Below are 26,902 nucleotides of genomic sequence, written 5' to 3'. Positions count from 1 at the left end.
GCGGTGATCACCAGACGGCTCCAGCGTGGTTGTGCGGTGTAAAGCATTGGTCTCCTCAGGGCATCGCTACACCAGAAATAGCAGACCGCGTCCGAGTGAACTTTCCAAATATGGGAAGGCGAACCAGTCCGCGTTCTGATCGTTTGCTGCGACCCGGACCTCCACCGAAGATGCTGTTCGCCGGGTCGAAAACGAAAAATGGCCCGGAACAAAGTGTTCCGGGCCATTTCCCTAGTAGCGGGGACAGGATTTGAACCTGCGACCTCTGGGTTATGAGCCCAGCGAGCTACCGAGCTGCTCCACCCCGCGTCGGTAGAGACAACGCTACAGCATGGGTCGGCGCTTACCTAAACGGCAGGTGGGAGGGGTTAACCAGCGGGTAATCGGCGGTGGGTGCGAGCATGAGGGTATGCCGATTACCACTAGTGCCATTGCCCATGCGCGACTGACGGTCTGCGATATCGATCGGTCGCGGGCGTTCTACGAGAGGGTGTTCGGATGGCCGGTCGCGCTGGAGGTGCCCGCTGATGCGGATGAGGCGACGCGGGAGCAGCTCGGGTTTCTGTTCGGCGGGGTGATCTATCGGATGGAGCACGGGATGATCGGGTTGCGGCCGGTCGGCACCGACAGCTTCGACGAAGATCGGGTCGGGCTCGATCATCTCGCGTTCCCGCTGAACTCACTGGCCGAATTGGAGGCTGCCGCAGCGCATCTCGATGACTGCGGGGTCGCGCGCGGAGACATCAAGGACATCGGGTTCAGCTATATCCTCGAGTTCCGGGATCCGGACAATATCGCGTTGGAACTGATCGTCCGCAAGTAGGCTAGGCCGCCTTCACCACCTTCTGCACCGCGGCTACGAAGAACTGATCGAAGGCCGCCTGGTCGAGCGAATCATCCAGCGCGGCAACGCGAACCGCGACCGTGATGCCCCGGACCTCGGCGTAGCCCAGGTATGCGTTCTGGGTCAGCGGTTTGTCGCTGGCATCTGTCGTGGCGGTGCTGGTCGCGTGGTAGGCGATTGCGTTCGCGCCATTCAGTCCCTGGGGCACAGGCTGACTCGTGACGCGCTCCGATGCGGTGACCTGATGGCCATCGTAGGTCGCGACCACCTCGACCGAACCGCAGCGCTTGTTGCCGTCGGCGATCCGTTGCAGATCCCCGGTCCGCCCGGAGACGAATTCGACAAAGATCTGGCCCGACTTACCGGTCGCCGCGGAGATGGATGACTGCGCGAGCAGTTCCTTGGTCGCCGCCCCGAGATCCTGCTGGGTGGAACCGCACTCCGCCGGTGTGAAGGTGGCGTTCTGCTGGGTTGCGGTGAGATCGCCGACCGTCGACTGCAGCTGCTCCGGCGGCAGATCGAGTTTCTTTGTGCCCGCGGGGAATTCCTCCGGGGTCAGCACCAACTGTTCGCGAGGCGTGGTCGGCGAGGAATTCCGGTGATCCGCCGAGTCGTCCTTGCTGCTGCAGCCCGCGACGAGTACCGCGCCCGCCGCCATTGCCACTGCCCACCGTGCGTTACGCAATTCGATCATGGGGTGATCATGTCAGCTGTCGCCATGAGCACCCACTTGCGGAAGGTATTTCAGAGCTCCGTGATCCGGGTGCGGTGGCGCTCCTGCAACTCGCGCGAGCGACGCAGATAGTCGAGGACGAGGCGCAGTTCCGCTGCGCTGTAGCGCGAGACCTCGCCCGCACCCTCCTCGGCGATCGGCCCGTAGATCCGCATGACCTTGGCCATCGCGGCGTCGGTAATGCGGATGACGACCTTGCGGCGGTCCCCCGGTTCCGGATGGCGGACGACGTAGTCGAGTTTGGCGAGGCGGTCCAGCATGGTGGTCACGCTGCCGCTGGTCAGGCCCAGTTCGGCGGCGAGAGCACCAGGGGTGGATTCGCCGTGCCACAGGATTTCCAGACAGCGCAGGTCGGTGCGGTTGACGCCGAGATTGGTCGCGGCGGCTTGGTCGACGGCGTCGACCGCGGCCTGTAGCGCCTGCGCTTCGCGGCCGAGCTCGACGCGCAGTTCGGCTAGCTCCAACTTTTCTCTTGACATTCAAGCCTCTTGATCATCAAACTACTTATGTCTTGATAATCAAGATACAGCAGAGCCAAGAGAGATTTCGGAGGCACACCATGAAGAAGGCGCTGATCATCGGGGGCGGGATCGCCGGGCCGGTCACCGCGATGGCATTGCAGCGGGCTGGACTGGAGCCGATTGTGTGCGAGGCATACGCGGAGGCGGCGGCCGAGCAGATCGGCGCGTATCTGACGGTGGCGGTGAACGGATTGTCGGCGCTGGCGCTGTTGGACGCGCATCAGGTGGTCACCGAGATCGGGCACCCGACCGCCACACTGTCGTTCGCGACCAGCGGCGGCAAGCACATCACCGATATGCCGATCGGCGGCACACTGCCCGACGGCACCGTCACGCACAGCATCAAACGGCGCGATATGTATCGAGCGCTGAATGCCGAAGCGGTGCGACGCGGCGTGCGGTTCGAGTACAACAAGCGGCTGGTGGATGCGACATCGACCGAGAACGGCGTGCGTGTGACCTTCGCCGACGGCACCACGATGGACGCCGATGTACTGATCGGTGCCGATGGAATACGTTCTCGCACAAGGGAAATCATCGATCCATCCGCCCCGAAGGCGCACTTCCTCGGCATCTACGGGCTCGGTGGATTCGTCACCGATCGGGGGCTGCATCGCGAACTCGGGTTGCGGCCCGGTGTGTACAGCATGATCTTCGGGAAGAGGGCATTCTTCGGCTACTTCGTCGCACCGGACGGCGAGATCTGGTGGTTCGCCAATATGCCCAGGACACAGGAACTTTCACCGACGGAATCGGTGGACTGGCGAGCGCGACTCGTCGAATTGCTGTCGGCGGATCGCGGCCCGGCCGCCCCGATCGTCGCCGCCACAACGGATGACACCTTCGTCCCCGCCTTCAACCAGTACGACATGCCGACGGTCACCAAGTGGCACAACGACAATATGGTCATCGTCGGCGACGCCGCGCACGCCGTGGCATCCTCATCCGGCCAGGGCGTATCCATGGCGGTGGAAGATGCCCTGACACTGGCGATCTGCCTGCGCGATATCCCGGATACCGCCGCGGCCTTGGCCGCCTTCGAGGACCGTCGCCGCGAGCGGGTCGAGAGGGTGGTCGCCTATGGCGCGGAAACCAGTAGCGACAAGGCGTCGAACGGAGTCGCCCGCCTACTGGTCCGCCTGCTCACGCCCTACTTCCTGAAGAAGGCGGCCAAAGCCGGTGTCACCCCGCTGAACTGGATGTTCGACTACCGGATCGACTGACCCAGCCGGTGCCACGGGCTCAGCGGGTAACCGAGAGGTCGGCTTGACGGACGGCCGCGCGTGGCGTGGTGGAAAGCGTCTTGTGCAAACTGGTGCGCATGGTCGTGGCCGAGTCGAGCAGATAGTTCTGCCGCACCTTCCACGGATGCCGGTCACCCTGACGTGGGAAGTCGCCGATCGAGCGCTGGATGTAGCCCGACGCCAGATCGAGCAGCGGGCGCTCGCCGAGCTCGCCTTCCGGCTTCGGCACCACGGCCGCATAGTCATTGCGGTCCAGGTGGTTGATGACCTTGCAGACCAACCGCGAGGTCAGGTCGGCGCGCAACGTCCATGAGGCATTCGTGTACCCGATACAGACCGCGAAATTCGGTACGCCGGTGAGCATCGCACCCTGCCAGACGAATTGTTCCGACAGGTTCACCGCTGCTCCGTCGACCTGCGGCGCGATGCCGCCGAAGGCCAGCAATTGCAGCCCGGTCGCGGTGACCACGATGTCCGCCTCCAGGATTCGACCGGACTTCAGCCGAATTCCCTCGGGCACAAAGGATTCGATGTGGTCGGTGACGACCTGCGCCTTCCCCTTCTTCATCGCCCTGAAGAAATCGGCGTCGGGTACGGCACACAACCGCTGATCCCACGGGTCGTACTTCGGCGTGAAGTGCTCGGCAACGGCCTTCTCATCCTTCAGGATTCGTGCCGTCAGACCGGTGAGCAGTTTGCGCGCGGCCTCCGGACGGCGACGGCAGTACTGATAGAAACCGATGCTGAACAGGATGTTCTTGGTGCGGATCACGCGGTGCGCCAACTGCGGCGGCAGCAGCTCGCGGATCTTGTCGGCCTGCTTGTCCCGGCCGGGAACAGCGCTGATCCAGGTCGGCGAGCGCTGCAGCATCGTCACCGATTCGGCCTGATCGGCCATCGCGGGCACCAGTGTGACCGCCGTCGCACCACTGCCGATCACCACGACGCGTTTGCCCGCGTAGTCGAGATCCTCGGGCCAGAACTGCGGATGCACCACCTGTCCAGCGAAGGAGTCGATGCCCGGGAAATCCGGGGAGTGGCCCTGGTCGTAGTTGTAGTACCCGGCGCAGGCGTAGAGGAAATTGCAGGTCAGCGTGCGCTGCGTGGTGCCGCCGGTAGCATCGCGCTGCTCGAGGGTGAGCGTCCAGCGCGCCGATGCGGTGGACCAGTCGGCCCCGACCACCTTGGTGCCGTAGCGGATGTGCCGGTCGATGCCGAATTCCGCGGCCGTCTCCTCGACGTAGCGCAGAATGGACGGACCGTCGGCGATCGACTTCGCATCCCGCCACGGCTTGAACGGATAGCCGAGGGTGAACATATCCGAATCCGAGCGAATTCCGGGATAGCGGAACAGATCCCACGTCCCACCCAGCGACTCGCGCGCCTCCAGCACGGCATAGGTTTTGCCCGGGCATTCGGTCTGCAGCCGATACGCCGCGCCGATGCCGGATAACCCGGCGCCGACGATCACGACATCGAGGTGGTCCGGAACTACGGCGGTCTCGGGCCCACCCGTCACCCGACCACCGCCCCTCATCGAATCGCTGCGCGATGCTGGCCTCATCGTTCCAGTCTGCGAGGCCAGTGGACCAGATTCTTGACTTTGCACGACAAGTATTTGATTCTGAGCGACATGTCGGTGATTCGGTCCGCGGGGTTGCGCGGATTTCGCGCGACGGTGGCCGAGCTGGGCGGGAACGCCGAGGAGTTCGCCACCGCCGTCGGGCTGCCGATCGCCGCTCTGGATGCCGATGATCTGCTGGTACCGGATCAGGCACTCGCTGCGGCGCTGGAGCTGGCCGCGCAGCGGCTCGACTGCCCCGACCTCGGACTGCGCATTTCGCATCGGCAGGATCTGGATATGCTCGGCCCGCTGGCCCTGGCCATCCGCAATTCGCCGACGCTCGCCGACGCCCTCGAATGCTGTTCGCGCTATCTGTTCCTGCACGCGCGGTCGCTCAGCCTGACGATCGAACCCGACCCATACGGCGACCGCAGCGTGACCGCCTTGCGCTATGGCGTCCAGCCCGGCGGGCCGACACCCGTCCAAGGCACCGATCTCGGACTCGCCTTCGTGCACCGCACATTTCAACGACTGGTGGACGCGCGCTACGGGCTGCGCTCGGTCGAACTGCCGTACCGGCCGCCCGCGCCGATCCGTATCTATGAGGAGTTCTTCGGCGCACCCGTGCGAGTCGGGCGTCCCGCAGCGGCGTTGCGAGTACCGATCAGCCTGGCGACCCGGCCGCTGAGCGGCGGCGACGAGAATCTGCACCGCTTGGCCATGGCCTTCCTGGCCGAACAGTCCGTCGGCGCGGATGCCGCCATCGCACCGAAGGTCCGCGCCGCCGTACAGCAACTATTGGGTACTACCCCGCCGGAAATCACCGCTGTGGCAAGACTTTTGACGATCCACCCGCGCACCCTGCAACGTCGCCTCGCAGCCGAGGACACCTCCTTCGCCACCATCCTCGATACGGTCCGCCGCGACGAAGCCCGCCGCTACCTGACCACCACCGATATGCCGATGAGTCAGGTGGCCTCGCTGATCGGACTGTCCGAACAGGCCACCTTCACCCGATGCTGCCGAAGGTGGTGGGGCACAACGCCTACCGCGGTTCGGCGCGAGGGCGCGCAGCACCGGCTACCGCAGTAGACCGACCGCCTCTTTGGCCGCCGCCGCGACCAATGCATTGTCCGCCTGGGCATCTGGGCTGGAATGGGTGGTCAGCACCGCGATCACGATCGGTGCGGCGCTTGCGGCGGGCCAGGTGACGGCGACATCGTTGGCCGAGCCGTAGTCGCCGGTTCCGGTCTTGTCGCCGGTCTTCCAATCATTGGGCAGGCCGGCGCGAATGCGAGCGCCGCCGGTGGTGGTGGCGATCAGCCAGGATGTCAACTGCTCGCGCTCAGGTGCGGCGAGTGCGTCGCCGACTGTCAGTGCCCGGTAGTCGGCCGCGATTGCGGCGGGTGTGGTGGTGTCGCGCTCGTCGCCGGGGATGGCGGTATTGAGCGTGGGCTCCGTGCGGTCCAGCCGGGAGACCTGATCGCCGATGGACCGCAGGAACTGCGTCAGCGCCTGCGGGCCGCCGAGCAGTTTCAGCAGCTCATTGCCCGCGGCATTGTCGCTGCGGGTAATCGCCGCATCACACAGTTCCGAAACCGACATACCGCTGTCGATCCGGGTGCCGGTGACCGCCGAACCGCCCGCGGCCGCCGCATCCGCCTCGGTGAAATGGATGATCTGATCGAAATACCCTGTGGCAAGCGGATGTTCGTGCAAAAGCGCGGCACATGCGAGCGTCTTGAATGTCGACATCATCGCGAACCGCTCGTCCTGGCGGAAACCGACGGTTCTGCCCGAACCGGTATCGACGGCGAAGACCCCGAGCCTGGCCTGATGCTGCTGCTCGATAGCGGCCAACTGGCCCACCGGAGTCGGCGTCGGGTCCGGATCTTTCGACTCGGTCCCACACGCACCGAGCAGCACCGTCGTCACCAGGACGAGCCCCATGCGAGCCGAGCCCCGCCCGCGTCTACCGATCTTTGTCATGGCGACACGACAGCACAGTGCTGATCGGCCTGTCCAAGACCGACGTGGCCCAAAGCCGATATCAGAACCGATATCGTCGCAGCGTAGCGGCCCGAACGCGGACTCGGATGCACCGAGGATCACGGCGTAATGCCGAGGATTGTTCGGCCGGATCCGTGAGAACCCTCGCACGTTCGGCCACCCAATCCGCCGCAGCAGAGATGCAACCGCTCCAGCAGGGATCGATGAACGCCAGATAGTCAAGGAATGAACGAGCCGTTCGCCGGATGCGCGCGTAAGCTCCCTGGTCCGGGAGGTCGGGTCAGTGCAGTTTTCCGTATTGGGTGAGGTCTGCGGGTGGCGCGGGGAGACGCCGCTCGAATTGGGACCTCCGCAACGTCGCGCGGTACTGGCCGCGCTATTGCTGCGTGCCGGAAAGTCGGTCACCGCAGCGGAATTGGTGGAGGGCATCTGGGGCGAGGATCCGGTGCCGCGCGCCATTGCCGCGCTGCGCACCCATGTCGCGCAATTGCGCCGGGTGCTGGAACCGGAGCGGATTTCGCGGGCACCCTCGACGGTGCTGGTCTCGGTCGGTGACGGTTACGCATTGCGGATCCCGCCGGGCTCGACCGATATCGAGGAGGTCGAGGCCCTGGTTGCCATGGCCGGACGAGTGCGCGGCGAAACGCCGGACGCGGCACGCGAAGCGTTGATCGACGCACTCGACCGCTGGCGTGGTCCCGCGCTGAGCGGATTGGCCGGACCTTTCGCCGAGCGGCACCGCACCCGCCTCGAGCAGTGGCACTTGGCGATTCTCGAAGACCGGCTCGCTCTCGATATCGAGGTCGGCCGCGCCGCCGACGCGGTCGCCGAACTGGGTCCGCTGATCGATGAGCATCCGTTGCGCGAAAGGTTCCGCGCACTGCTCATGGCCGCGCTGTATCACTGCGGCCGCCAAGCCGAGGCACTCGAGGTGTTCGCACGGGCGCGCCGCGATCTCGTGGACGGAATCGGTGTCGAACCCGGTCCGGAGCTGACCGCGATGCACGAACGCATCCTGCGCGCCGAAATGCCGACACCGCGACCGAACGGCTACGGTCCGGAGCCGGTCGTGCCCGCGCAACTGCCGCCGGATATCGCCGATTTCACCGGCCGCGAGCAACTGGTCGAGCACATTGCCGAGCAGTTGACCGGCGGCGGCAGTGCGGTCGCCATCTCCGCGGTCGGCGGCATGGGCGGTGTCGGCAAGACCACATTGGCCCTGCATGTGGCCCATCACGTGCGCGATCGCTTCCCGGACGGACAGCTGTATGTGAACCTGCGCGGCGTCGATCCGGTGCCGACCTCACCCGGTGACGCGCTCGGCGGGTTCCTGCGTGCGCTCGGCATCGCGGAGGGCGAGATTCCGGGCGCCGTCGACGATCGCGCGGCCGAACTGCGCACCCGCCTCTCTGGTAAGCGCATGCTGATCGTCCTCGACAATGCCCGTGGCAGTGCGCAATTGACGCCGCTGCTCGCCGGAACACCTGGCACCGCCGTGCTGATCACCAGTCGTTCGGCGCTCACCGAGATGCCCGCCGTGCGCAGGACTCGCCTCGATGTACTGGAGCGCGACGAGGCGATGGCATTGCTGATCCGCATCCTCGGCCCGGAACGCGTTGCGGCCGAGGAAGACGCGGCACGGCAGGTCGTGGCGCTGTGCGGCTGCCTGCCGTTGGCGGTGCGCATTGTCGGCGCGCGACTTGCGGTGCGGCCGCAATGGACGATCGGATCGTTCGCGGCGCGACTGGCCGACGAGAAGGGTCGTCTCGCGGTGCTGGAGACCGGTGAACTCGGTGTCGAGGCGGCGTTCCGGCTCGGCTACGGGCAGTTGAACGAGCAGCAGGCCAAGGCTTTTCGCACACTCGCGCTCGTCGACTTCCCGGATCTGCCGGTCGACGGCGTAGCCGCGGTGCTCGGCATCACGGAGTCCGAGGCCGAGCGGATATGCGAATCGCTGGTCGACCTGAGCCTGCTCGAGACAACGGTGCCCGGCCGCTACCGATTCCACGATTTGCTGCGCCTTTTCGCCCAGAGCGTCGCCGACGAGCACGAGCCGGCGGTGCTGGTCCGGCTGCTGGACTACTACCTCGCGGGTGCGAAGAACCTGTTGAGCGCCATCGACTACAGCAACATCACGCGCCTGTTGATCCCGACCACGGTGCCAGGGCGACAGTTCACCAGCGGCGCCGAGGGACAGGTCTGGAACGACGTCGAGCGACCGGTGGTGATCGCGCTGCACCGGCAGGCCGCCAGGGTCGGTGGGCGCGCACTGCAGGTGGCGGCGGATCTGGCCTGGGTGATGGCCGAGATGATGGACGCGGGCACCCGCGCCAGGGAACTGTCCGAGGCGCTGACAGCTTTGCTGGACACCGCGATTCGCGAGTCGCACGCGAGCGAACGCCGCATCCGGGTCGCGCTCGGCGCGCTGCTGCAGGTCGGGCTCGGCGAGGTCGAGGCGAGTCTGAAATATCTCGACGCGGCGGCCGGGCCACCCACCGACGACGCCGATCGCCGGATCGCGGTGCTTTCGGAGGTACTGCTCGGCATTGCCGATCGGCGACTCGGCAATGTCGAAACATCGCGTCGGCATTTCGAGAATGCGATGCGCTTCGCCCGTGCACTCGGTGACCGGTCGATGCAGGCCTGGTGTCTGGCCTTGGCCACCCGAACCTATTGCGAGGCAGGACGATACGACGAGGCGATCGATATCGCGAACCGGGCCGTCGCGCTGGCGCAGGCGTCGTCGAATCCGGTCGCACTCGGTTGGGCCACCCACGAATTAGCCGCCACGCTATCGATGCGCGAAGAGCACGAGCGCGCACTCGAACTCGGCCGCGATGCCGTGCGGATCGCGCAGCGCAATGGTGTGCGACTCTGGGAGGGTTGGGCGCGAACAAGATTGGCGCAGATCCAGCTGCGCGCCGGCAATGTGGCGGATGCGGAAAGCCAAGCCGCAGAGGCGGTTCGGCTGCTCACCAAGGCCGCCGATCCGATCGATCGGGCGCGTGCCCTGGCTTTGCACGCGAGCGCGTTGGCGGCACAGGGACGCACCGGTCCGGCCGCGGCGGAGTTCGGCGAGGCCGCCGAGATCTTCCGGCGCGCGGGGCTGGCGCCGCCCACCATCGACCGGCTCTTCAGTGCCGCGCCGACCGCCGACGTCGCGGATTAGGCGGCGTTTATTCAACGTTTATCGGACGCTGATGGTTGCCTGGAATTCTCTGGGGCGATGCGATCGCCGTCGCGGGTGTCACCGTGCGGGCGCGCTAAGTATCGACTTGTGTGCGAGGGGTACGCAAGGCGTATCGACATGTCCAACCGCGGTTCCTGATCGACAGGTTCACCCGATGGTGGGCGTCGCATCGACAGCGGCTGCGGGCCCGCCGGGTCCGGTCCACGCAGTCCGCGCACGCCGTGGTCGCCCCGGCAGCACCGGTTGCCGGTGCGCCCGGTCCAGCACCTTTCTGAAAGAACGCCGAGTCGCAATCACCAGGTCTGACGAAGAGCGAGAGAGTCGTGAACACTGAACCATTTGCGGAACCGGAGCCGAGCATCTGATCGTACGGATCACATTGGAGGAGCTCGATGCGTTTCCGCCGTCCTGATCAGCGGTCATCCTGTGGCACACTGGGATTCGGCAATGAACGGTGTGAACTGCGCCGATGTCAGACACGGGTATCGTCGGAACGGTGCCCGGCCTACGACGAGCTGGTTTGTTTCTCGGTGCACTGCTCGCCCTGGTCGCGGTCCTCGGTGTGGCGGGTCTGCCGGTGTATGTGTATCCGCAGACCGACCCGTTGCGCCGCGCCGATGCGATCGTTGTGCTGGGCGGCACCGCCTATGAACGTTTCGATGTCGGCCTCGATCTCGCCGAACGCGGATACGCACCGCAACTGCTGATCTCCCGATCGACCGGCGAGAACGATTCGGTGATGGATCGGTATTGCGCGCCCCGATTCGAGTTCACCGTCAGCTGTTTCGTACCCGATCCGTGGACGACCGACGGTGAGGCGCGTGAGATCGCCCGGCGGACAAGCCTTTACGGCTGGCACCACATCATCGTGGTGACCTATACCCCGCATGTGTCGCGGGCCAGGTACATCGTCGGCAAATGCTTCCACGGCGAGTTGACCATGGTGGCCAGTCCCAGCGACAGCGGCCCGAAGTTCTGGACCTGGATGTACATCAGGCAGTCCGCGGGCTATGTGCGGGCATTCTTCAACCGAGGTTGTTGAACCGCGAACGCACCGATGTCGGGTCTCATACCCTGGACACGGTTGTTGGGAGAGGACCGCCGTTGCGAATCGATGAGCTGCGCACGGTCGGTGACGACGAGCTGAGCGCCGATATCGTCATTATCGGATCCGGGCCCGCCGGGCTGACCATCGCGACCGAACTGGCCGGAACACCACTACGCGTCCTGGTGCTGGAAAGCGGCGGGCTGACCGCGACCGAAGAGGTCGACGCACTAGCCGATATCGAGAACGTGGGCGCGCGCCGGGCGCAGTCGGATCGGGTCGCGGGCGACCGGATCCTCGGCGGTGCATCCCATACCTGGAGCGGTCGCTGCGGTCTGCTCGACGATCTCGATTTCACTTGCCGCCCTTGGGTTTCCGGCTCGGGCTGGCCGATCGGCGCGGCCGACCTCGAGCCGTATCTGGTGCGCGCGGCCGAACACATCGGCATCGGCTACGGCAGTGGCTTCACCGATGACGCGTTCTGGCAGCTGGCCGGTCGGCCCCAACCCGCGGATGCCCTCGATCCGACGCGCTTGCGTCCGTACTTCTGGCAGATCAGCCGGGATCCAGTGGACCCATTCGACTGCAAGCGCTTCGGTGCGCACGTGAAAGATCTTGTCGCGCCGAATGTCCGGGTGCTCGTCGATGCGACGGTCACCCATATCGACACCGATCCCGAAGGCACCCGGGTGGTTTCAGTCCAGGTCGCCGGTGCGGATCCGCAGCCGCGGCCTGTGCGCGCACAAGCCTTCGTCCTGGCCACCGGCGGCATCGGAAACCCGCGGCTACTGTTGGCATCTCGGCAAATTGTGCCCGGTGGCATCGGCAACCGGCACGACATGGTCGGGCGCTATCTGATGGATCACCGCTGCGGTGCGGTCGGCGCATTGGATCCGGCCATGGTGGACGGCGCGCTGGAACGGTTCGGCAAGTACGTGGTGAAGACGCCGCACGGTAAGCACACCTTCCTGCACGGCGTCGCGCTGTCGCCGAAGATCCAGGAGGCCGAGGGCCTGCTCAATTGCGCACTGTGGCTACAGGAGGTGCCCGCCGAGGACGATCCATGGGAGTCGGTGAAGCAATTGCTGCGCGGACGCGGCGATCGGCACGATGCGCGAGTCGCGGTGAGCCACGCCGGATTGCTACTCGCGGGCGCGCGGGCCAGACTCATCAAACACGCCGGACTGCCGCACAAACTCGATCGAATCGAATTGCGCTGCATGGTCGAACAGCTGCCGAACCCGGACAGCCGCGTCACGCTGACCGACCGCACCGATCGGCTCGGTGTACCGCTGTCCCGGATCGATTGGCGGGTGAATCCGCAGGAAGGCACAACCGTGCGCCGGGCGGCGGCCTTGGCGGTCGAGGAGTTCGCGCGACTGGGATTCCCTGCCCCAACGCTGTACGACTGGGCGCGGATGGACAGCAAACTGCCGCTGGTGCTCACCGATTGGGCACATCCGACCGGGACCACCCGGATGTCCGCGGATCCGCGCGACGGCGTGGTCGACACCGACTGCCGGGTGCACGGAATGGCCAATCTATATGTCGCGGGCAGTTCGGTTTTCCCGACCACCGGCCATGCGAATCCGACCCTGACGATCGTTGCGCTGGCGGTTCGGCTAGCTGATACTTTGCGGACTTTCGCATAGTCTGCGGCTTATGGACAAGACGCCCGGTTCGCCGCACCCACATGAACCGCATCGCGAGGGTCTGGCCTCTCGGCTGAACTGGTTGCGGGCGGGCGTACTCGGGGCGAACGACGGCATTGTTTCGACCGCGGGTCTGGTTGTCGGTGTCGCCGCGGCGACGACCAGCGCCGCGGCCATTTTCACCGCGGGCATCGCCGGACTCTCCGCGGGTGCGATCTCCATGGCTGTCGGCGAATACGTTTCGGTTAGCGCACAGCGGGATTCCGAGCGGGCGCTACTGGCCAAGGAACGCACGGAACTCAAGGAAGAACCGGACTTCGAGCTGGCCGAACTGGCCGATATCTATCAGTCGAAGGGTCTGACACCGGCGACGGCGCGCAAAGTGGCCGAAGAGCTGACCGCGCACGACGCCTTCCTGGCCCACGCCGAGGCCGAACTCGGTCTGGATCCGCACGAGTTGACCAATCCCTGGGCCGCGGCCGTCTCCTCGGCGGTCGCGTTCACCGTGGGTGCGCTGCTGCCGCTGTTGGCGATCATCCTGCCGCCGACCACGGCGCGCATTCCGGTCACATTCGCGGCGGTGCTGATCGCGCTGGCGATCACCGGGTCGGTCAGTGCCCGGCTCGGCGGTAGTAATCGCGGGCGCGCGGTGGTGCGAGTGGTGATCGGTGGTGCACTGGCGATGGCAGTCACCTATGGCATCGGTCAATTGGCGGGTGTCGCCGGGATATGAGAACGGGCCGAAGGGAAACCCTCGGCCCGTCCTGTATTCAGCGCGGCGGCGTCAGTAGTAGTGCCGCCGACCGCCGACCGGGTGCCGCCCCACCGACCCGGCGAGGGCCAGTACCGCACCGATGATCAGCAATATGATTCCGGCCGTGGTGAGCAGACCGATGCCGAGTAGATACCCGACAATGAGGAGTATCAAGCCGAGGATGATCATCGTTCTTTCCTTTACTTGGTCGTCTTGACCGTTGTCCGGCCGGATGTTTCGACCGGTGCCGACCCGCTGGGCTGGCGCTTGAACCGATTCCAGCTCCACACCGGCTTACCGCCCTGCGGCGGGGTGACCTGCGCGGCGGGTTTGGTCGCGGCAGGCGGTGTTGCCGCCGCCGGTGGCGTGCTTCGACGCTGCCCGGCGTCCTTTGCCTTGGCCTTTTCCTGGGCCGCCAACTCCCGGCGCGACTGCCGCAGATCGCGCCGTGTGGCGCTGTTGCGGCGGGAGCTACGCCAGACGCCCGCGAGTAGCAGGCTCAGGCCGAGCATCCCGATCGCTCCGATCGCGATCCCGTAGAGGAAAAGCTCCCCCGCGGAAGCGGTGAAGTGATAGTCGAATACCCCGAAATCGCTGGATGACGTACGAACTTCGCCCGTATTGGCCGCCACTCCGGCAACGCCGATAACTACCGCGCCGATGAGAACGACGAGCCCGATGATAATGATCATGACAATCCCGTTGCGCTGGTTGATATTACCTTCTGGCTATGCCCGGTAATTCCGTAATCAAACACCCGACCGGCGCGGCGTTTGGAAACTGCCGATTCGGTTATCTGCCGAATCGAAGGACAGCCACCTACAAGGAGATCGTGATGACCTATACCTTCGATATGACCGATTACTCCGACGAACGCGCCGTCGTCGCCGAACGCGCGCTCTACAGCCTCGGCGGCGTGCAGTCGGTCGACGTCGACCGCACCTCGGAAACCATCACCGTAAATTCCACCCTTTCCGACGGTGAAGTACTCGACGCGATCCGCTCCGTGGGCGTCGGCGCGAAGTAGGCGGAAGACAGACCAGCGGCGGTTCGCCGACCAGTTCGGCGAACCGCTTGGCGAGCGTGGTGCGCGAGACGCAGCGGAATGGCCAGTGCCAGTGCGATAGTCGCGACACCCCGCATGCCCGCCCACCAGGTGACCACCGTTTCCTTCCAGGTGTAGGGCTCGTCGGCGTCCTCGTCGCGCCACCACCACCTGCGCATGGAAAGGCAATCAGCACCAACTGGTTCCATGACGCCCCAGTCTGCGGTGAGTTGCTGAGATTTCCCTAGCGACCGCGCCCATACGGCACTGTGAGCTTCCGGCGTTCCTGTCGCGTCAGACGGTTGGGCACCAACTGCCACCAGGTCACACACCGCCACACCCATTCCAGCGGGCCGTAGCGGAACCAGCGCAACCAGTAATAACTCCACAGCGCCTGCACCGCGATAATTGCGGCGGCCAAGCCGAGTAGTGCGCCGTAGCGATTGGAATCGGATAGGCCGAGCCACGGATCAGCGGCCAGGACAAGTCCGGTTGCCGAGACGTAATTGGTCAGCGCCATCCGTCCCATCGGCTCGAGCACCTCCGCGAAAACCTCACCGGTCTCGGTGCGCAGGAATAGCAGGAATCCGGTGAGATAGGCGAGCGCGCCGAGCAGTCCGGCGACCGGAGCCACACTGCCGGTCCACAGAGCGCTGTACGGCGTGCGGTACTCCCACACCCCGGCGGCCACCGCCGCGGGTACGGCCAGCACGAACACCACCGCGATCCGCCAGCCGCGATAGCGCAGGTTATCCGCGAGGCCGAAGCGGTCGGCGGCCAGACCGAGCAGGAACAGACCGGGCACCAGGCCGAGCCCGCCGCCGATCGTGACCGGAACCCCGATCGTCGCGACCAACCCGCCGAGCAATATCCCATAGCGCGGTAGCCCTGCAGCGGGCAGCAAAACCACCAACCCGACGATCGCATACGGCAGCAACGCCTCGCCCGGCTGGAAAACATGGTGGATCAGACCGAACACACCGAGCGCGACGAGCCGCCGCGCAAGTACCAGCCGCGGCCGGTCGCTGCACTCGGCCGCGCGATCCAGGAACAGCGAAAAGCTGAGCCCGAACAGGAACGAGAAGATCGGAAAGAACCGTCCCTCGAACAGCACGGACAACACGTGCCGTGTCGGATCCACAGTTCCGGGCCCGACCATCGCCCGCATATCGGTGATCTGCCAGATATTCACCACCAGAATCCCGCACAGCTATTCACCACCAGAATCCCGCACAGCGCGAAACCACGCACGGCGTCGAGCTCGAGGATGCGCGGGCGCGCACCGGCGGGATCCATACATCCACGCTATCGAGGGCCCGCTCCAGATCCGGTGAAGGCAACGCCGCTCAGCCGAGGTCCTTCGCCTGCCGCAGCCCATGCGGGTGAGATCGAGCACTAATACTTCGTGCATTAACTATTCATGCGCTAAGTTGGATGTCGACCCTAGGAGGTTCCATGGAGATCGACGATCCGTTACGGCTGGATCGGCAGGTGTGTTTTGCGCTGGCCGTGGCCAATCGGTCGGTACTCGGGGTATATCGGCCGCTGCTGGAACCGCTCGGGCTCACGCATCCGCAGTATCTGGTGATGTTGGCGCTGTGGGGTGAGGCACCGATGTCGGTGAAGGCAATTGCCGAGGCGATTCAGTTGGATTCTCCGACGCTGTCGCCGCTGCTCAAGCGGCTGGAGTCGGCCGGGTTGATTACGCGAGGTCGCGATAGTCGTGACGAGCGCAACCTCGTGGTGGATCTGACCCCGGCCGGGCGAGCGCTGCGCAAGCAGGCCGAGCAGATTCCGCCCGCCGTGGTGGAGCGACTCGGCGTGACATTGGCGGATCTGGAGGAACTGCGCGAAGTGCTGACCCGGGTCAACGAGGCCGCGCGTCGCGCGGGTGACCCTGCCACCTCAGGAGGAGTGCACGCATGACCCGACCCAATCCCATCCAGTGGATCGGCTACGCCTTCGGGCGGCGCCTGCCGGATTCGTTGCGCGAGTGGGTGCGCAACGACCTCACCGGCAAGTACGCGACGCCACGTCATATCGCGCGCGGGCTGGTGCCGTTCACCCCACTGTTCGCCGTATTCCTTTTGTTCCCAGGCGAATTGTGGTTGCGCGGGTCGATGGTGCTGTTGGCGTTACTGCTCGCTCTGTTCTACACAACGGCCTTCATGCCGATGAATCGGGCGCATCGCCTCGCCAAACACGGCCTGCCTGCGGATTTGCAGAATCCGGAGCGGGCGCGGCGACGGGCGCTGGAGCGCGCGACCTACGCGGCGCAGCATCCGCATTGAGCAGACAATCCTGTCAGCGGATGGTGAGGTCCAGACGACGGTGGCGGCGCACGAAAATGCTCGGAACCCATTGGGCTGCATCGGGATTCAATGACAGGTCGAATGACGCGCTGCGGGTCAGGAGGGTTTGCAGAGCAACGCGGGCCTCCAACCGGGCCAAGGCCGCGCCGACGCAGAAGTGGATGCCCTTGCCGAAGGCCAGGTGATTGCGCTGAGCCGGGCGGTCGAGGCGGATTTCATTGGGCGCGGGGAAGATTGCGGAATCGCGATTGGCGGCCGACCACAGTAGGAGGAGGTGGCTGCCCGCGGGGAGATCGGTGTCGCCGAGGGCGGTGTCACGGACGACGTGGCGGTGGTGGGCGCGGAACGGAGACTCCAGGCGCAAGACCTCTTCGAGGAACGTGACGAGCATGTCGGGTTCGGCGCGGAGACGGGTCTGGAGCGCGGGAGCGGTGGCGAGGATGCGGGTCGCATTGCCGATGAGGCCCGCGGTGGATTCGCCGCCCGCGCCGACGAGTTGGATGAGGATCAGGACGGCGACATCGCGGGTGAGTTCACCTGCGGCACAGGCTTTTGCCAGATCACCGAGAAGGTTGTCGCCCGGATGGTCGCAGGCTTGGACGAGTTGTCGGCGCAGATAGCCGGCGAGTTCGGTTGCGGCGGTTACGACGACGACCAGCCGGTCGGTGGTGACCACGCCGTCGAGCAGTTCATTACTCGTATAGCCCCAGACCAGCAACTGTGTAATGTCCGCATCGGGCAGGCCGATCAACTCGGCCACCAAGGTCATCGGCAATCGGTCGCCCATGGCCGACATCCACTCGATGTGTCCGTCACGGAAACCCTCCTCCCACAGTCGATCCGCCGCAGCGGTAATGGTGGGTTCCAGTGCGCGAATGCGTTTCGCGACAAGCGCGGCCAGCACCAGTTTGCGGTGCGCCTGGTGGGTCGGATCGTCACCGGTGGCCAGGACGTGGATGGCCTGTCCCCCGCCGTCCAGATCGAAGACCGCCGCCGAACCATCGGGTTGGCGCACCAGGGCGGCGGTGAGGTTGGAGGAGAAGTCGGCGGGGCGGGTGGCCGCCGCCATGACCAGATCCCAGCGGCTGACCAGGTAGAAATCGGTGTCGGCGATGCGGTGCACCGGCGATTCGGTGCGCAGCCGGTCGTAGAGCGGATACGGATCGTCGAGTACCCCGGGGTCGAAGAGGTCGATTTCAACTTGGGTCCTTCGCTCGCCTCTCCGGCACGGTTTCGGTTTCCACACACCAGATTTCGCGGTGCCACCAGCCCTCGTCAATAGCCTCGGAAAACTGAGATTCCGATACCGAATCCGCAGGTCGGACCATATCTCGGCGCCTGCCGCCCACCTGCTGACGCACTGCGAATCCATGCCTAGAATGTCTCATTCTGAGACAAATTTCCGGAACCGTATCTGGAGGCCGCGATGACCGGACACCCCGACTGGCTCGCCGGCGGCCACCGCCGCGACCTCGCGATCGAACGCATCCACGCCGCCGCGGCCGACCTCATCGCCCGCAAGGGCATGGCCGGACTGAATATCGACCACGTCGCCGCCGCGGCCGGATGCTCGCGCGCCACGGTCTACCGCTACGTCGGCGGGAAGTCGGCATTGCGCGAGGCCGTATTGACCGGAGCCACCGCCCGCAACGCCGAGACCATCCGGCGCGCCGTCGCCGCCCACACCGGCCCCGACCGCATCACCCACGCGATCCTCGCCGCACTCGCAGCGGTCCGCGCCGACCCGGTCGCCACGGCCTTCCTGACAACGACCAGCCCGAACGAAGTCGACACCTATCTCGCGGGCAACCCCCGATTGGCCGATACCGCAACGGAACTCACCGGAACCGGCGGTGACCCGCTCGCCGGGCAGTGGATCGTCCGCGTCGTCCTCTCGCTATTGTTCTGGCCCGCAACCGATCCCAGCGCCGAGCGGGCACTCGTCGAACGCTACGTCCTGCCGGCCTTCACGATTCACCAGTAGCGACGACGCGCGGAGCGGCGAGCGGTGAAGTTGGGCGGCCTGGTCTCGGTCGGCCTGGCACGCCGACGGTTTCGCCATGGGGCGTCTGCGGGGCGGGTGGCGTGGAGTCGCTTCTTTCGCATAGCCGGGAGCGTCAGCGCAGGGCCCACGGGGCAATGGCCTGGACGGCGGGCCAGCCGAAGTCCTCGGTGTCCTCGTCTTCGACGAACCACAGCCAGTTCTGCACGGCGCGGACCAGCGTCCAGGCGCGGGCGCGATCCGGATCGAGTCCGGCGATATCGACGACGGCGGCAAAGCGATCGTCGAGGGCGGATTCACTGCGCCGGTTCCACAGCAGCGACAGCGTAGTGAATTCGAGATCGCCCGCCAGGGGCTGCGGATCGATGACCAGCCATGGTTCGCGGGTGCCGCCGAGGACGTTCTCGTAGTGCAGATCCTCATTCACCAGCAGCCGGTCCGCACTCGGACCGAGCTGAACGCAGACGTCGACGGCCGCGTCGAGCATCTTGCGCGCGAAGGGTCCGCCGAGTCGCTGCCAGTTCTTCGGCAGTTGCTCGGCCAGGCGCTCGGCCTCGGTACGCAGGTCGCGAGAGATTCCCGGCGGAGCGGGGATGGCGAGCCGACGCAGCAGGACGGAGATGATGCGAACCGCGTCGTCTATGGGCTCGAAGTCCAATGACCGGGTGGGATCGAGTCGTTCCAGCAGGAGCGCGCCGTGCTCGGCGTCGCTGTCGAGCAATCGCACCGCGCCATTGCCCGCCCAAGCGGTCAATGCGACCGGTTCGTCGCGAGTCTCGGGGGTGAGATGGCCGAGTTTGAGCACAACCCGACTGCCATCCGCGCGCACGGCGGGCAGCACCAAGCCGCCGTAGCCATACATGGGTGCGCCCTCGAACCGAAGCTCCCAGTGCTCGGCGAACCGACCCGCGAGTTCGGGCAGACCATCCAGCCAAGCCCGAGCCGCAGGCTCCATCTTGACGAGACGATCGGCGAAGTATTCGGGGACAACGATCACCAATCGAGCATCTCAGCCGTGTCGAACGAATTTCGCCGGCGATCGGCTACGGGAATCCGGGCAGCGGTGGCAGTGGCGGCAGGAAGGGGAACGGATTCTCCGGCATCGGGTTGGGAACCGGGTTGGGATTCGGGTTCTGCGGGACCGGATTCTCCGGCACTGGATTCTCCGGCACTGGATTCTGCGGCACCGGGTTCTGTGGCACCGGGTTCTGCGGCTGGTTCTGCGGCGCCTGGTTCTGCGGAACCGGGTTCTGCGGCACCTGGTTCTGCGGAACCGGATTCTGCGGGACCTGGTTCTGCGGGACCGGCGGCGGTTCCGCGACGCCCTGACCTTGTGGTATGCAGGTCCAGCGGCCATCCGGCGACTGCCCCCATTGCGCGACGATCCCATCGTGGGAGCAGTCGTCGCCGATCCGGTGCGCTTCGCGCGCCTGTTCCTGCGGCGCGCAGACCCACAGGCCGTTGCGCTGATCCCATTGCGCGACGACCCCGTCGTGCGAGCAATCGTCACCACGCTTGCGCGCCGGTTGCCCCGCGGAGGTCGTCGCGCGGTTCGACTGCGGCACGAGCCGGGGCGCGGGACGGGCGGTGCTGGCTTTGACGCTCGACGTGCCCGATGTCGGTGCGTCGTTGTTCGAATCCTGATTCGACCGCAGCAGCGCGATCGCGACCACCAGCGCGAGCGCGGCGGCGATAACGGCCGCGATCGTCAGGACGCGCCCGCTATCGTTTCCCGGTGTCGTACCGCCGCCGGATTCCACCATCACACCGCCTTCGTGCCGAGTAGGGACTACCTTCACGAAAAGCTCTGCTGGCAGGCTACCGAAGATCGCAGTGCGAAATATCAACTTTTGCGACCTGCGTTTGCGCAGGTAGTGCCTTATTTGATGCCGACGCGCACCTTGACGGCGTCGTCGCCGGTTTCGTGCAGCGCCTGACCGATCAGACTGCTGAGATCGATGCGCGGCGCACTCGCGGTGACCGCGTCGGCCAGCGGCCGCAACCCCGGAATGAGCGATTTCAGCTCCGGCCCGACCCTGTCCATCCATTCGGTCACCCGCTGCAGGAACGGCACCAGACCGTCGCCCTCCAGATACATCTCCGGACTGTTCCCTGCCGTGACCAACCGACCGACCGCCTCGACGAGATCATCCAGCGACTGACCGAACCGCACCAGATCGGGCGCACCGATCGAGGTGGCCGGTCCGGCCCATTCGATATCGCTCGCGGCCAGCTGAAAGCTATTGAGCAGTTCGGCGATTTTCGGGGCCCTGGTCATGATGGTGGCGGCGAGCAGATCGCCCGAGCGTGCCAGTTCCGGCATTACCGCGGACGTGCCGGAGATCGACTTGCCGAGCGTATCCACGATCGAGCCGACCACAGTGGGATCCAGCTGGTTCATGGTCTTGGTGACCAGCCGCGCCACCTCCGGAATCGATAACGGTGTGCGGATGTCCTTGGTATCGAGCCGCTGTCCGTCCTTCAGATACGGCCCGCCGTCGGTATTCGGCACGAACTGCACATAGGGCTCGCCGAGCGCGGAGAGCTGTTCGATGGTGACGGTGCTGTCGGTCGGCACCTGCTGGCCCTTGTCGACGCGGAAGCCGATCTCGACGCCCGCGGCCGTATTCTCCACCGAGGTAACCTTGCCGACCGGGATACCGGTGAGCAGAATCGGGGAACCCACTCCCAAACTCCCCGAATTCCGCAGCACCATGGACACATCGGTGTGATCGGCGAGCGGATCGAACCGCACCACGCCGAAGGTCAGATAGCCCGCGCCGAGGATCAGGATGGCGGCGATGCCGCCGAGTGAGACCAGCGAACCCGGCTTCATCGGACCGCTCCGATCATGCGCAACGTTTGGATGATCCGATCCACCTGCTCGGGTTCGGACACCGCAGTGCCATCGGTCCTGATATTCAGCTTCGGCCCGCGCTCCACGAACGGAATGATCTTGTCGCGCAATAACGCGACGAGCATCGCCATATTCGAGGGCGACCGCAGGTCCAGCGGACCGCCGGTCAGCATCGGCACGAAGGCCTGCAGCATCGCGTCGTCGGCCTGCATCAGCGGCGCCAGCCAGGTCATCGAGCGACCGACCGGGCCGAGTACGCCGAAGATATTCGCAACTCCGGCAAATGAATTCGTCGCCGCATTCACCTGCTGTACCGACTCCGCGCTGAGGATATTGTCCAGTTCGGGCCGAATATCACACAGCACTTCGGAATTGGCGAGCAGGCCGTACAGCAGCGAATCCACCCGGTCGAGATTCGCCGCCAGATCCGCGGCATCGCCGCCCATCACCTTCGAAATGCGCGCGGTCTCCCGAGGATCCTGCGGCAGTACGGAGTTGAACCGAGTGATGATGTCCTGCAGCTGGCCGATCGCACCGCCCTGGACGAAGAAGGCCATGGCGGCCATGGTGTCCTCGAGCTGTACCGGCGGTTTGGTCCGCTCGACCGGAATCGTGCCGTCTGGTCCGAGCAGCGAACCGAAACCATTGGGCGGCGTAGTCAATGCGATGTGGATATCGCCGAGCACGGTGTTCTGCCGCAGCTCCGCAATGGTCGTGGTGGGCAGTTGCACCGAATGCGCGATCTCGACGTCGACTACCACGAATCCGCCGCGGCCCGCGGGCGCGTCGGCCGCGGGGACCACGGTCACCTTGTCTACCGTGCCGATCTGCGCACCATTGGCGATCACCTTGGCCTTGGCGGGCAGGTTCAAGACATTCGCGAATTCGATCTTGACGCGATAGGTGGCTCCGGATACCGATGTGCCGGGGACCGGCACCGATGACGGATCGAAAGCACAGCCGCCCAAGGCGATTCCGGCCGTCAGCACCGTCACCACGAGGCGCTTTCTCATCGTCCACCTGCCAATCCCAGTACCAGCGGGACGAGTTGCATATCGACCATGCCGTCCGCGGCACCCATGCATTTGCCCGGCGTGACGGCATTGACCGCGGCACAGACCTCTTCGGCGTTCTGCTGCGCAATGGCCACCTTCGGCGGCGCGTAGCTGATGCCCGGCGCACCATCGGAAACCACCGTGCGGAATGCCGAGGTGAGCGCGGGCGTCATGAGCACGACATCGCGCAGCGAACCGACATCGGCGCGCAAGAGCTTGATCAGCGGCACACTGGCGTCGAGCGCGCGCATCATCGGATCACCGAACATGGTGGTGATGTCATTGAGCATGGGCAGGATCTGGCGCAGTCCGTCGAAGAGTTGAACTGCCGGACCGAGCAATTCGGTACTCGCCTGATCCAGTGCGGGGCCGATACGAACCAGCATGGATTGCAGGTCGCCCCAATACTGGTTCACCTTCTGCGATACCGAGGCGAACGCATCGAAAATGCCTGCCAGATGACCGATATCGGCATCGGGGGAGCTCAGTGCGGAGCCGAGTTTACGAATCAGCTCGCTGACCTGAGGTCCGGTGCCCGCGGTCGCCGCGTCGATCGAGGCGAGTCCCTTGGCCAGCGAATTCTGATCGGATCCATTGAGCTGATCGGAAAGCGAGGACAGCGCGATCAACGTTTCGGTGAGGCTCTTCGGGGTGAGCGTTTTGGTGATGCACTGACCACTGTCCCAGCGCTGCATGTTCTTACCGCTGAACAGCACGGCCAGATTGCGATCGGCGACCACGGTGTCGGACACGGTGGTGGCCGAGGCATCGGCGTACACCGGATAGTCGGCATCGACATCGAATTCGACCCGCACGCTCTTGCCCTGGTTCCGCACCGAGGTCACCGTGCCGACCGTGATGCCGCGCATCGTCACCTGATTGCCCGGATACAGTCCGATGCTGTCGGGCATTATGGCGCAATAGGATTCCGTCTTCCGCAACGGATCGCAGGCGATGAAATACCCGCCGACCGCAAGCGCGGCGATAACAACGGCACCGGCGATCGACATGAACGCCTGCGAGCCGAGCACCCGATTCAGCATCAGCACGCCTTCCCGGGGAGCGGCACGCACACTGCATCGGACTGGTCCACCACGACCCCGGCCTCAGGAATAACCAGGCCCTGCAACTTCTGGCTCAGGTCATGTGCGGAGGAGATGATCGGCTCCAACTGAACGCCCATCTGTTCCAGCCGCGGCAGCGCATCGGCCAACTGCTGTGCCTTGGGTTTCAGCGTGGAATCCCAAGAAGGCGCGAGTGCGGCGACCCGCTGAACCACGCTGTTGAGCAAGGCAATCGATTCGCGCAGCTCGGCACGCTTATCGAGGAGTACGGTCTCGAGCAGATTGGCATTCTCCATCAACCTGCGCAGATCACTCTTCGCGCCGTCGTACATGGTCACGTATTCATCGGCCACCGCAATGGCATTCGACACCTGGGTGCGCTGGCGGTCGATGGCATCGATATAGCTGCCGACGGTATCCAATGTGGTGCGCAAGGTATCCGGCGCGCCCTCGACCGACTTGTCCAGTGCCGCCAGATTGCGCCGCAAAGTATCACCGTCGATCTTGCCGATCGGAGCCGTCGCATCCTGGAAGGTCTGAATCAGGCTGTAGGGCAGGCGAACTCGATCGGCCGGAATCGGCTTGTCGCCGAGCGGCTCGGTGCCCGCCGGGAACATTGCGACGTAATGGCCGCCGACCACCGTGAGCATGCGCACATCCAGCGAAGTCTGGTCGCCGACGAAGACATCCGAGTCCACGGTGAATCGCATGACGACCTTATCCGGTTTCAGCTCCAGCGATTTCACGGTGCCGACCGAGATGCCCGCCAATCGGATATCGTCGCCGGACTTCACCGACTGCGCCTCGGACAGCTCCGCGGTATAGGTCGTCTTGCCGAAGGGAATCACGTAGAGCGCTGCGGCAGCGCCCATTACGATGACCACGAGCACCGCGCCGATAATGCCGAGCCGCACTTCTTTGCGCAGCCGGGCCGGTTCGTCGAGGATCGGCGTATTTCCGCCGAACCACCGTCTCACCCGTTGCATACGGCCACCTTCTGTCCGCCGACCAGCACCTGCACGGGCCTCGGCAGGTCCGCATTCCCCTTGCTGCACTCCGGTTTCCAGTCCGCGATGGTGCGCGGCACGGCATTGTCGATCGAGGCGAGCAGCCCGGGCAGCTTGCCGAAAACGTCGACGGCTTCCTTCGGGTCGGGGAAGAGTTTGCGGATGAGCCCGTCGATATCCGCGCCGCTGTCGGCGGTCAGGCCGACGGTGGCGAGCAGCCGGTCGAGCGGTCCGAGCACCGAAGGAGCGTTCATCGCGAATTCGGCGAGACCGCCGATATTCGTCTGCAGCGCTTGGAAAATATCGGTCAGCCGGGCCAGCAGCGGAACCAGATAGTGCACCCGGCCACCGACCCGGTCGGCGAGTTCGGACATATTGCGCACCAGCGTCGCGATCACAGTCTGCCGATCGCCGACGTACTTGCTCAGCTTGCCGATGGCATCCATGGCCGGACCCAAACCCGAACCGTCGCCCTCGATCACCGCGAGCATGCTCTCGGTGAACTGGTTGACGGCTTCCGGAGACATGGTGGCCAGCACCGGTTTCAGGCCGTTGAACAGGCTGGTCACATCGAAGGACGGCAGTGTCATCTCGGTATCGACGACCGCGTTCGCGGGCAGCCGGACACCGGGATTCGGCTGCTGCTGCAGGTCGATATACCGCTGGCCGGTGAGGTTTTGGTAGCGAATGGCCAGGATGCTGTTGTCGTAGATCGGCGTCGAGGTCTTCACGGTGAACCGGACCTTGGCCTTGATACCGTCGAGCGATAGGCCCTCGACCTTGCCGACCTGCACGCCGAACATGCGCACGTCATCACCGACCTTCAGGCCGTTGGCGTCGGTGAACAGCGCATCGTGCGCCTCGGTATCCCCGGCCACCGGCCGCTTGATCGCCGTCAGTACGAGCGAGAGCACCACGATCATCACCGCGGCGAAAACCCCGAGCCGCCAGGCCGCGCCACGCACCGTCATCGCACACCCGCCTGACCGAGCAGCGGCACCGCGATACCGGGCACGCCCCGCAGATCGACATCGAGATTCAACACCGGACCGTCGGGCGTATCCGGCATGGCGGCCCGCAGCCGCTCGAGCAGGGCGCGCAGTTCGGCCGCGGACTGCTGGGGTCGAGGCACCATCTGCGCCAACACATTCAGCATCGGCGCCAGCATGTCGGCGCCCTCGGCGAAGTGGGTGCCCGCGGTGGTCAGCGTGGTTCCGAGCGCGGGCAGGATGCTGCCGGTCAGCGCGGCGGCACCGCGGTCGTAGTGCTCGCGATCGGTCTGCAGGATCTTGATATCGCGGATCTGGTCGAGGACCTGGATGGTCGCGCCCGCGAATTTGCCGCCGCCGTCGAAGGCCGGGCCGAGTCTGCCGACGAGTTCGGAGGTCGGCATGGTCTGGTTGTCGGCAATCGTGCGTGCCACCGTGATCAGCGCCTGCACCAGCGGGGTGAATGCCTGGAAATCCGCGGAGACCTGGGCGATGACACTGGCCAGCTGCGGTGTGAATATGGTCGCGCCGACCTGGGACAGGCTGCGCAGGATGCTGCCCATCGTCGCGTCGTAGACATCCGCCGCGCGTCCCCCGGTCAGCTCGATGACCGCATCCGGTCGCAACGGCGAACCGCCCGGGCCACGGCGCAATTCGAGTTCGCTGATGCCGAAAAGGTTGGCGGGCGCGTAGTCGACGCGCAGGCTGTCATCGATGCCGAAGAGCCGGGACTGGTCCAGCTGCAAGGTGATTCGCTGGGTGCCGCGCTCATCCGGCGCGATCCGCGAGACCGTGCCGACCAGCACACCGTCGAGACGCACCTGCGTGCCAGCGCTGACACCGTCACCGATTTCCTGGGTGTGCAAGGCGATCCGCAGCCCCTCGTCGACACGCAGGTGCCTATAGAGCGTGGTCGCAAGGGCGACAACGGCTATCAGCGCGATGATCGCCGAACCGACCGTCCGCGAACGCTTCTTATCCGCGGCAACGCCGGGCATTCCATACTTCGGCATC

General features: G+C 65.4%; 27 protein-coding genes and 1 tRNA gene. 11 read left to right on the top strand and 17 right to left on the bottom strand.

Annotation, left to right across the window (positions count from 1 at the left end; all coding sequences use genetic code 11):
• Positions 1-235: 235 nt before the first annotated feature.
• A tRNA-Met gene (locus tag ACZ60G_RS36675) sits at positions 236-309 on the bottom strand.
• Positions 310-409: 100 nt separating this feature from the next.
• Between ACZ60G_RS36675 and ACZ60G_RS36670 the strand changes: the two genes are divergently transcribed.
• Positions 410-823 (top strand): VOC family protein, encoded by a 414-nt coding sequence (locus ACZ60G_RS36670; protein ID WP_465816200.1) that lies wholly within the window; start codon positions 410-412, stop codon positions 821-823.
• Position 824: 1 nt separating this feature from the next.
• Here the strand turns inward: ACZ60G_RS36670 and ACZ60G_RS36665 are convergent, their stop codons facing one another.
• Both ACZ60G_RS36665 and ACZ60G_RS36660 read right to left on the bottom strand, forming a co-directional pair.
• The gene (locus ACZ60G_RS36665) at positions 825-1,538 is read right to left on the bottom strand and encodes a hypothetical protein (protein WP_465816198.1); all 714 of its coding nucleotides are present in this window, start codon (positions 1,536-1,538) and stop codon (positions 825-827) included.
• A gap of 50 nt (positions 1,539-1,588) precedes the next feature.
• The gene (locus ACZ60G_RS36660; protein ID WP_465816196.1) at positions 1,589-2,056 is read right to left on the bottom strand and encodes a MarR family winged helix-turn-helix transcriptional regulator; all 468 of its coding nucleotides are present in this window, start codon (positions 2,054-2,056) and stop codon (positions 1,589-1,591) included.
• Between the two features lie 80 nt (positions 2,057-2,136).
• Between ACZ60G_RS36660 and ACZ60G_RS36655 the strand changes: the two genes are divergently transcribed.
• Positions 2,137-3,321: an FAD-dependent oxidoreductase gene (locus ACZ60G_RS36655; protein WP_465816194.1), complete on the top strand. Its 1,185-nt coding sequence runs from the start codon at positions 2,137-2,139 to the stop codon at positions 3,319-3,321.
• Positions 3,322-3,340: 19 nt separating this feature from the next.
• Here the strand turns inward: ACZ60G_RS36655 and ACZ60G_RS36650 are convergent, their stop codons facing one another.
• On the bottom strand, positions 3,341-4,879 hold the full coding sequence (locus ACZ60G_RS36650; protein WP_465816212.1) for a flavin-containing monooxygenase: 1,539 nt from the start codon (positions 4,877-4,879) through the stop codon (positions 3,341-3,343).
• 96 nt (positions 4,880-4,975) lie between these two features.
• Between ACZ60G_RS36650 and ACZ60G_RS36645 the strand changes: the two genes are divergently transcribed.
• Positions 4,976-5,998, top strand: coding sequence for an AraC family transcriptional regulator (locus ACZ60G_RS36645; RefSeq protein ID WP_465816192.1), 1,023 nt, complete (start codon positions 4,976-4,978; stop codon positions 5,996-5,998).
• Here the strand turns inward: ACZ60G_RS36645 and bla are convergent.
• Positions 5,987-6,895: a class A beta-lactamase gene (bla, locus tag ACZ60G_RS36640; RefSeq protein WP_465816190.1), complete on the bottom strand. Its 909-nt coding sequence runs from the start codon at positions 6,893-6,895 to the stop codon at positions 5,987-5,989. The two genes, ACZ60G_RS36645 and bla, sit on opposite strands and share 12 nt — an antisense overlap.
• 304 nt (positions 6,896-7,199) lie before the next feature.
• On the opposite strand from bla, the gene ACZ60G_RS36635 reads away from it, so the two are divergent.
• The 4 genes from ACZ60G_RS36635 (at position 7,200) to ACZ60G_RS36620 (ending at position 13,536) form a co-directional block, all read left to right on the top strand.
• Positions 7,200-10,085 (top strand): AfsR/SARP family transcriptional regulator, encoded by a 2,886-nt coding sequence (locus tag ACZ60G_RS36635; protein ID WP_465816188.1) that lies wholly within the window; start codon positions 7,200-7,202, stop codon positions 10,083-10,085.
• Positions 10,086-10,575: 490 nt separating this feature from the next.
• Positions 10,576-11,148 carry a YdcF family protein gene (locus tag ACZ60G_RS36630; protein WP_465816186.1) on the top strand — a complete coding sequence of 191 codons (573 nt, stop codon included), beginning with the start codon at positions 10,576-10,578 and terminating at the stop codon, positions 11,146-11,148.
• A 62-nt stretch (positions 11,149-11,210) separates the two neighbouring features.
• Positions 11,211-12,803: a GMC oxidoreductase gene (locus ACZ60G_RS36625; RefSeq protein WP_465816184.1), complete on the top strand. Its 1,593-nt coding sequence runs from the start codon at positions 11,211-11,213 to the stop codon at positions 12,801-12,803.
• A gap of 10 nt (positions 12,804-12,813) precedes the next feature.
• A complete protein-coding gene (locus ACZ60G_RS36620; RefSeq protein WP_465816182.1) occupies positions 12,814-13,536 on the top strand; it encodes a VIT1/CCC1 transporter family protein in 723 nt (240 codons plus the stop codon).
• A gap of 51 nt (positions 13,537-13,587) precedes the next feature.
• Here ACZ60G_RS36620 and ACZ60G_RS36615 read toward each other — a convergent pair whose 3' ends face one another.
• On the bottom strand, positions 13,588-13,746 hold the full coding sequence (locus tag ACZ60G_RS36615) for a DUF6131 family protein (protein ID WP_169814592.1): 159 nt from the start codon (positions 13,744-13,746) through the stop codon (positions 13,588-13,590).
• An 11-nt stretch (positions 13,747-13,757) separates the two neighbouring features.
• Entirely contained in the window at positions 13,758-14,249 is a 492-nt protein-coding gene (locus ACZ60G_RS36610; protein WP_465816180.1) for an OPA3 family protein, read from the bottom strand.
• A 143-nt stretch (positions 14,250-14,392) separates the two neighbouring features.
• On the opposite strand from ACZ60G_RS36610, the gene ACZ60G_RS36605 reads away from it, so the two are divergent.
• Positions 14,393-14,584, top strand: coding sequence for a hypothetical protein (locus tag ACZ60G_RS36605; protein ID WP_465816178.1), 192 nt, complete (start codon positions 14,393-14,395; stop codon positions 14,582-14,584).
• Positions 14,585-14,846: 262 nt separating this feature from the next.
• On the opposite strand, the gene ACZ60G_RS36600 is transcribed toward ACZ60G_RS36605, so the two are convergent.
• Positions 14,847-15,794 (bottom strand): DUF418 domain-containing protein, encoded by a 948-nt coding sequence (locus ACZ60G_RS36600; protein WP_465816176.1) that lies wholly within the window; start codon positions 15,792-15,794, stop codon positions 14,847-14,849.
• Positions 15,795-16,057: 263 nt separating this feature from the next.
• Here ACZ60G_RS36600 and ACZ60G_RS36595 point away from each other — a divergent pair, with 263 nt between their 5' ends.
• Together ACZ60G_RS36595 and ACZ60G_RS36590 are read left to right on the top strand one after the other, a co-directional pair.
• The gene (locus tag ACZ60G_RS36595; RefSeq protein WP_465816175.1) at positions 16,058-16,528 is read left to right on the top strand and encodes a MarR family winged helix-turn-helix transcriptional regulator; all 471 of its coding nucleotides are present in this window, start codon (positions 16,058-16,060) and stop codon (positions 16,526-16,528) included.
• On the top strand, positions 16,525-16,893 hold the full coding sequence (locus ACZ60G_RS36590) for a DUF5313 family protein (RefSeq protein ID WP_465816173.1): 369 nt from the start codon (positions 16,525-16,527) through the stop codon (positions 16,891-16,893). The genes ACZ60G_RS36595 and ACZ60G_RS36590 overlap by 4 nt, the downstream gene beginning before the upstream one ends.
• A 13-nt stretch (positions 16,894-16,906) precedes the next feature.
• Here ACZ60G_RS36590 and ACZ60G_RS36585 read toward each other — a convergent pair whose 3' ends face one another.
• The gene (locus tag ACZ60G_RS36585; RefSeq protein WP_465816171.1) at positions 16,907-18,160 is read right to left on the bottom strand and encodes a cytochrome P450; all 1,254 of its coding nucleotides are present in this window, start codon (positions 18,158-18,160) and stop codon (positions 16,907-16,909) included.
• 180 nt (positions 18,161-18,340) lie between these two features.
• On the opposite strand from ACZ60G_RS36585, the gene ACZ60G_RS36580 reads away from it, so the two are divergent.
• Complete coding sequence (locus ACZ60G_RS36580) at positions 18,341-18,898, top strand: TetR/AcrR family transcriptional regulator (RefSeq protein WP_465816169.1); 558 nt, start codon at positions 18,341-18,343, stop codon at positions 18,896-18,898.
• A gap of 133 nt (positions 18,899-19,031) precedes the next feature.
• Here the strand turns inward: ACZ60G_RS36580 and ACZ60G_RS36575 are convergent, their stop codons facing one another.
• The 8 genes from ACZ60G_RS36575 to ACZ60G_RS36540 all read right to left on the bottom strand — a co-directional run bounded on the left by ACZ60G_RS36575 (position 19,032) and on the right by ACZ60G_RS36540 (position 26,901).
• Complete coding sequence (locus ACZ60G_RS36575) at positions 19,032-19,913, bottom strand: aminoglycoside phosphotransferase family protein (protein ID WP_465816167.1); 882 nt, start codon at positions 19,911-19,913, stop codon at positions 19,032-19,034.
• Between the two features lie 46 nt (positions 19,914-19,959).
• Complete coding sequence (locus tag ACZ60G_RS36570) at positions 19,960-20,679, bottom strand: hypothetical protein (RefSeq protein ID WP_465816165.1); 720 nt, start codon at positions 20,677-20,679, stop codon at positions 19,960-19,962.
• A gap of 116 nt (positions 20,680-20,795) precedes the next feature.
• Positions 20,796-21,752: an MlaD family protein gene (locus ACZ60G_RS36565; protein WP_465816163.1), complete on the bottom strand. Its 957-nt coding sequence runs from the start codon at positions 21,750-21,752 to the stop codon at positions 20,796-20,798.
• The gene (locus ACZ60G_RS36560) at positions 21,749-22,786 is read right to left on the bottom strand and encodes an MlaD family protein (protein ID WP_465816161.1); all 1,038 of its coding nucleotides are present in this window, start codon (positions 22,784-22,786) and stop codon (positions 21,749-21,751) included. Before ACZ60G_RS36560 ends, ACZ60G_RS36565 begins: the two co-directional genes overlap by 4 nt.
• On the bottom strand, positions 22,783-23,871 hold the full coding sequence (locus ACZ60G_RS36555) for an MlaD family protein (protein ID WP_465816159.1): 1,089 nt from the start codon (positions 23,869-23,871) through the stop codon (positions 22,783-22,785). The genes ACZ60G_RS36560 and ACZ60G_RS36555 overlap by 4 nt, the downstream gene beginning before the upstream one ends.
• Entirely contained in the window at positions 23,871-24,878 is a 1,008-nt protein-coding gene (locus tag ACZ60G_RS36550; RefSeq protein ID WP_465816157.1) for an MlaD family protein, read from the bottom strand. Before ACZ60G_RS36550 ends, ACZ60G_RS36555 begins: the two co-directional genes overlap by 1 nt.
• Positions 24,866-25,870 (bottom strand): MlaD family protein, encoded by a 1,005-nt coding sequence (locus ACZ60G_RS36545; RefSeq protein ID WP_465816155.1) that lies wholly within the window; start codon positions 25,868-25,870, stop codon positions 24,866-24,868. The genes ACZ60G_RS36550 and ACZ60G_RS36545 overlap by 13 nt, the downstream gene beginning before the upstream one ends.
• Positions 25,867-26,901 (bottom strand): MlaD family protein, encoded by a 1,035-nt coding sequence (locus ACZ60G_RS36540; protein WP_465816153.1) that lies wholly within the window; start codon positions 26,899-26,901, stop codon positions 25,867-25,869. Before ACZ60G_RS36540 ends, ACZ60G_RS36545 begins: the two co-directional genes overlap by 4 nt.
• Between the last annotated feature and the right edge of the window lies 1 nt (position 26,902).

This window comes from Nocardia sp. NPDC102475, from assembly GCF_055584605.1.
The sequence above is the reverse complement of the archived record's forward strand: the minus strand, read 5'-3'. Positions and strand labels throughout refer to the sequence as shown.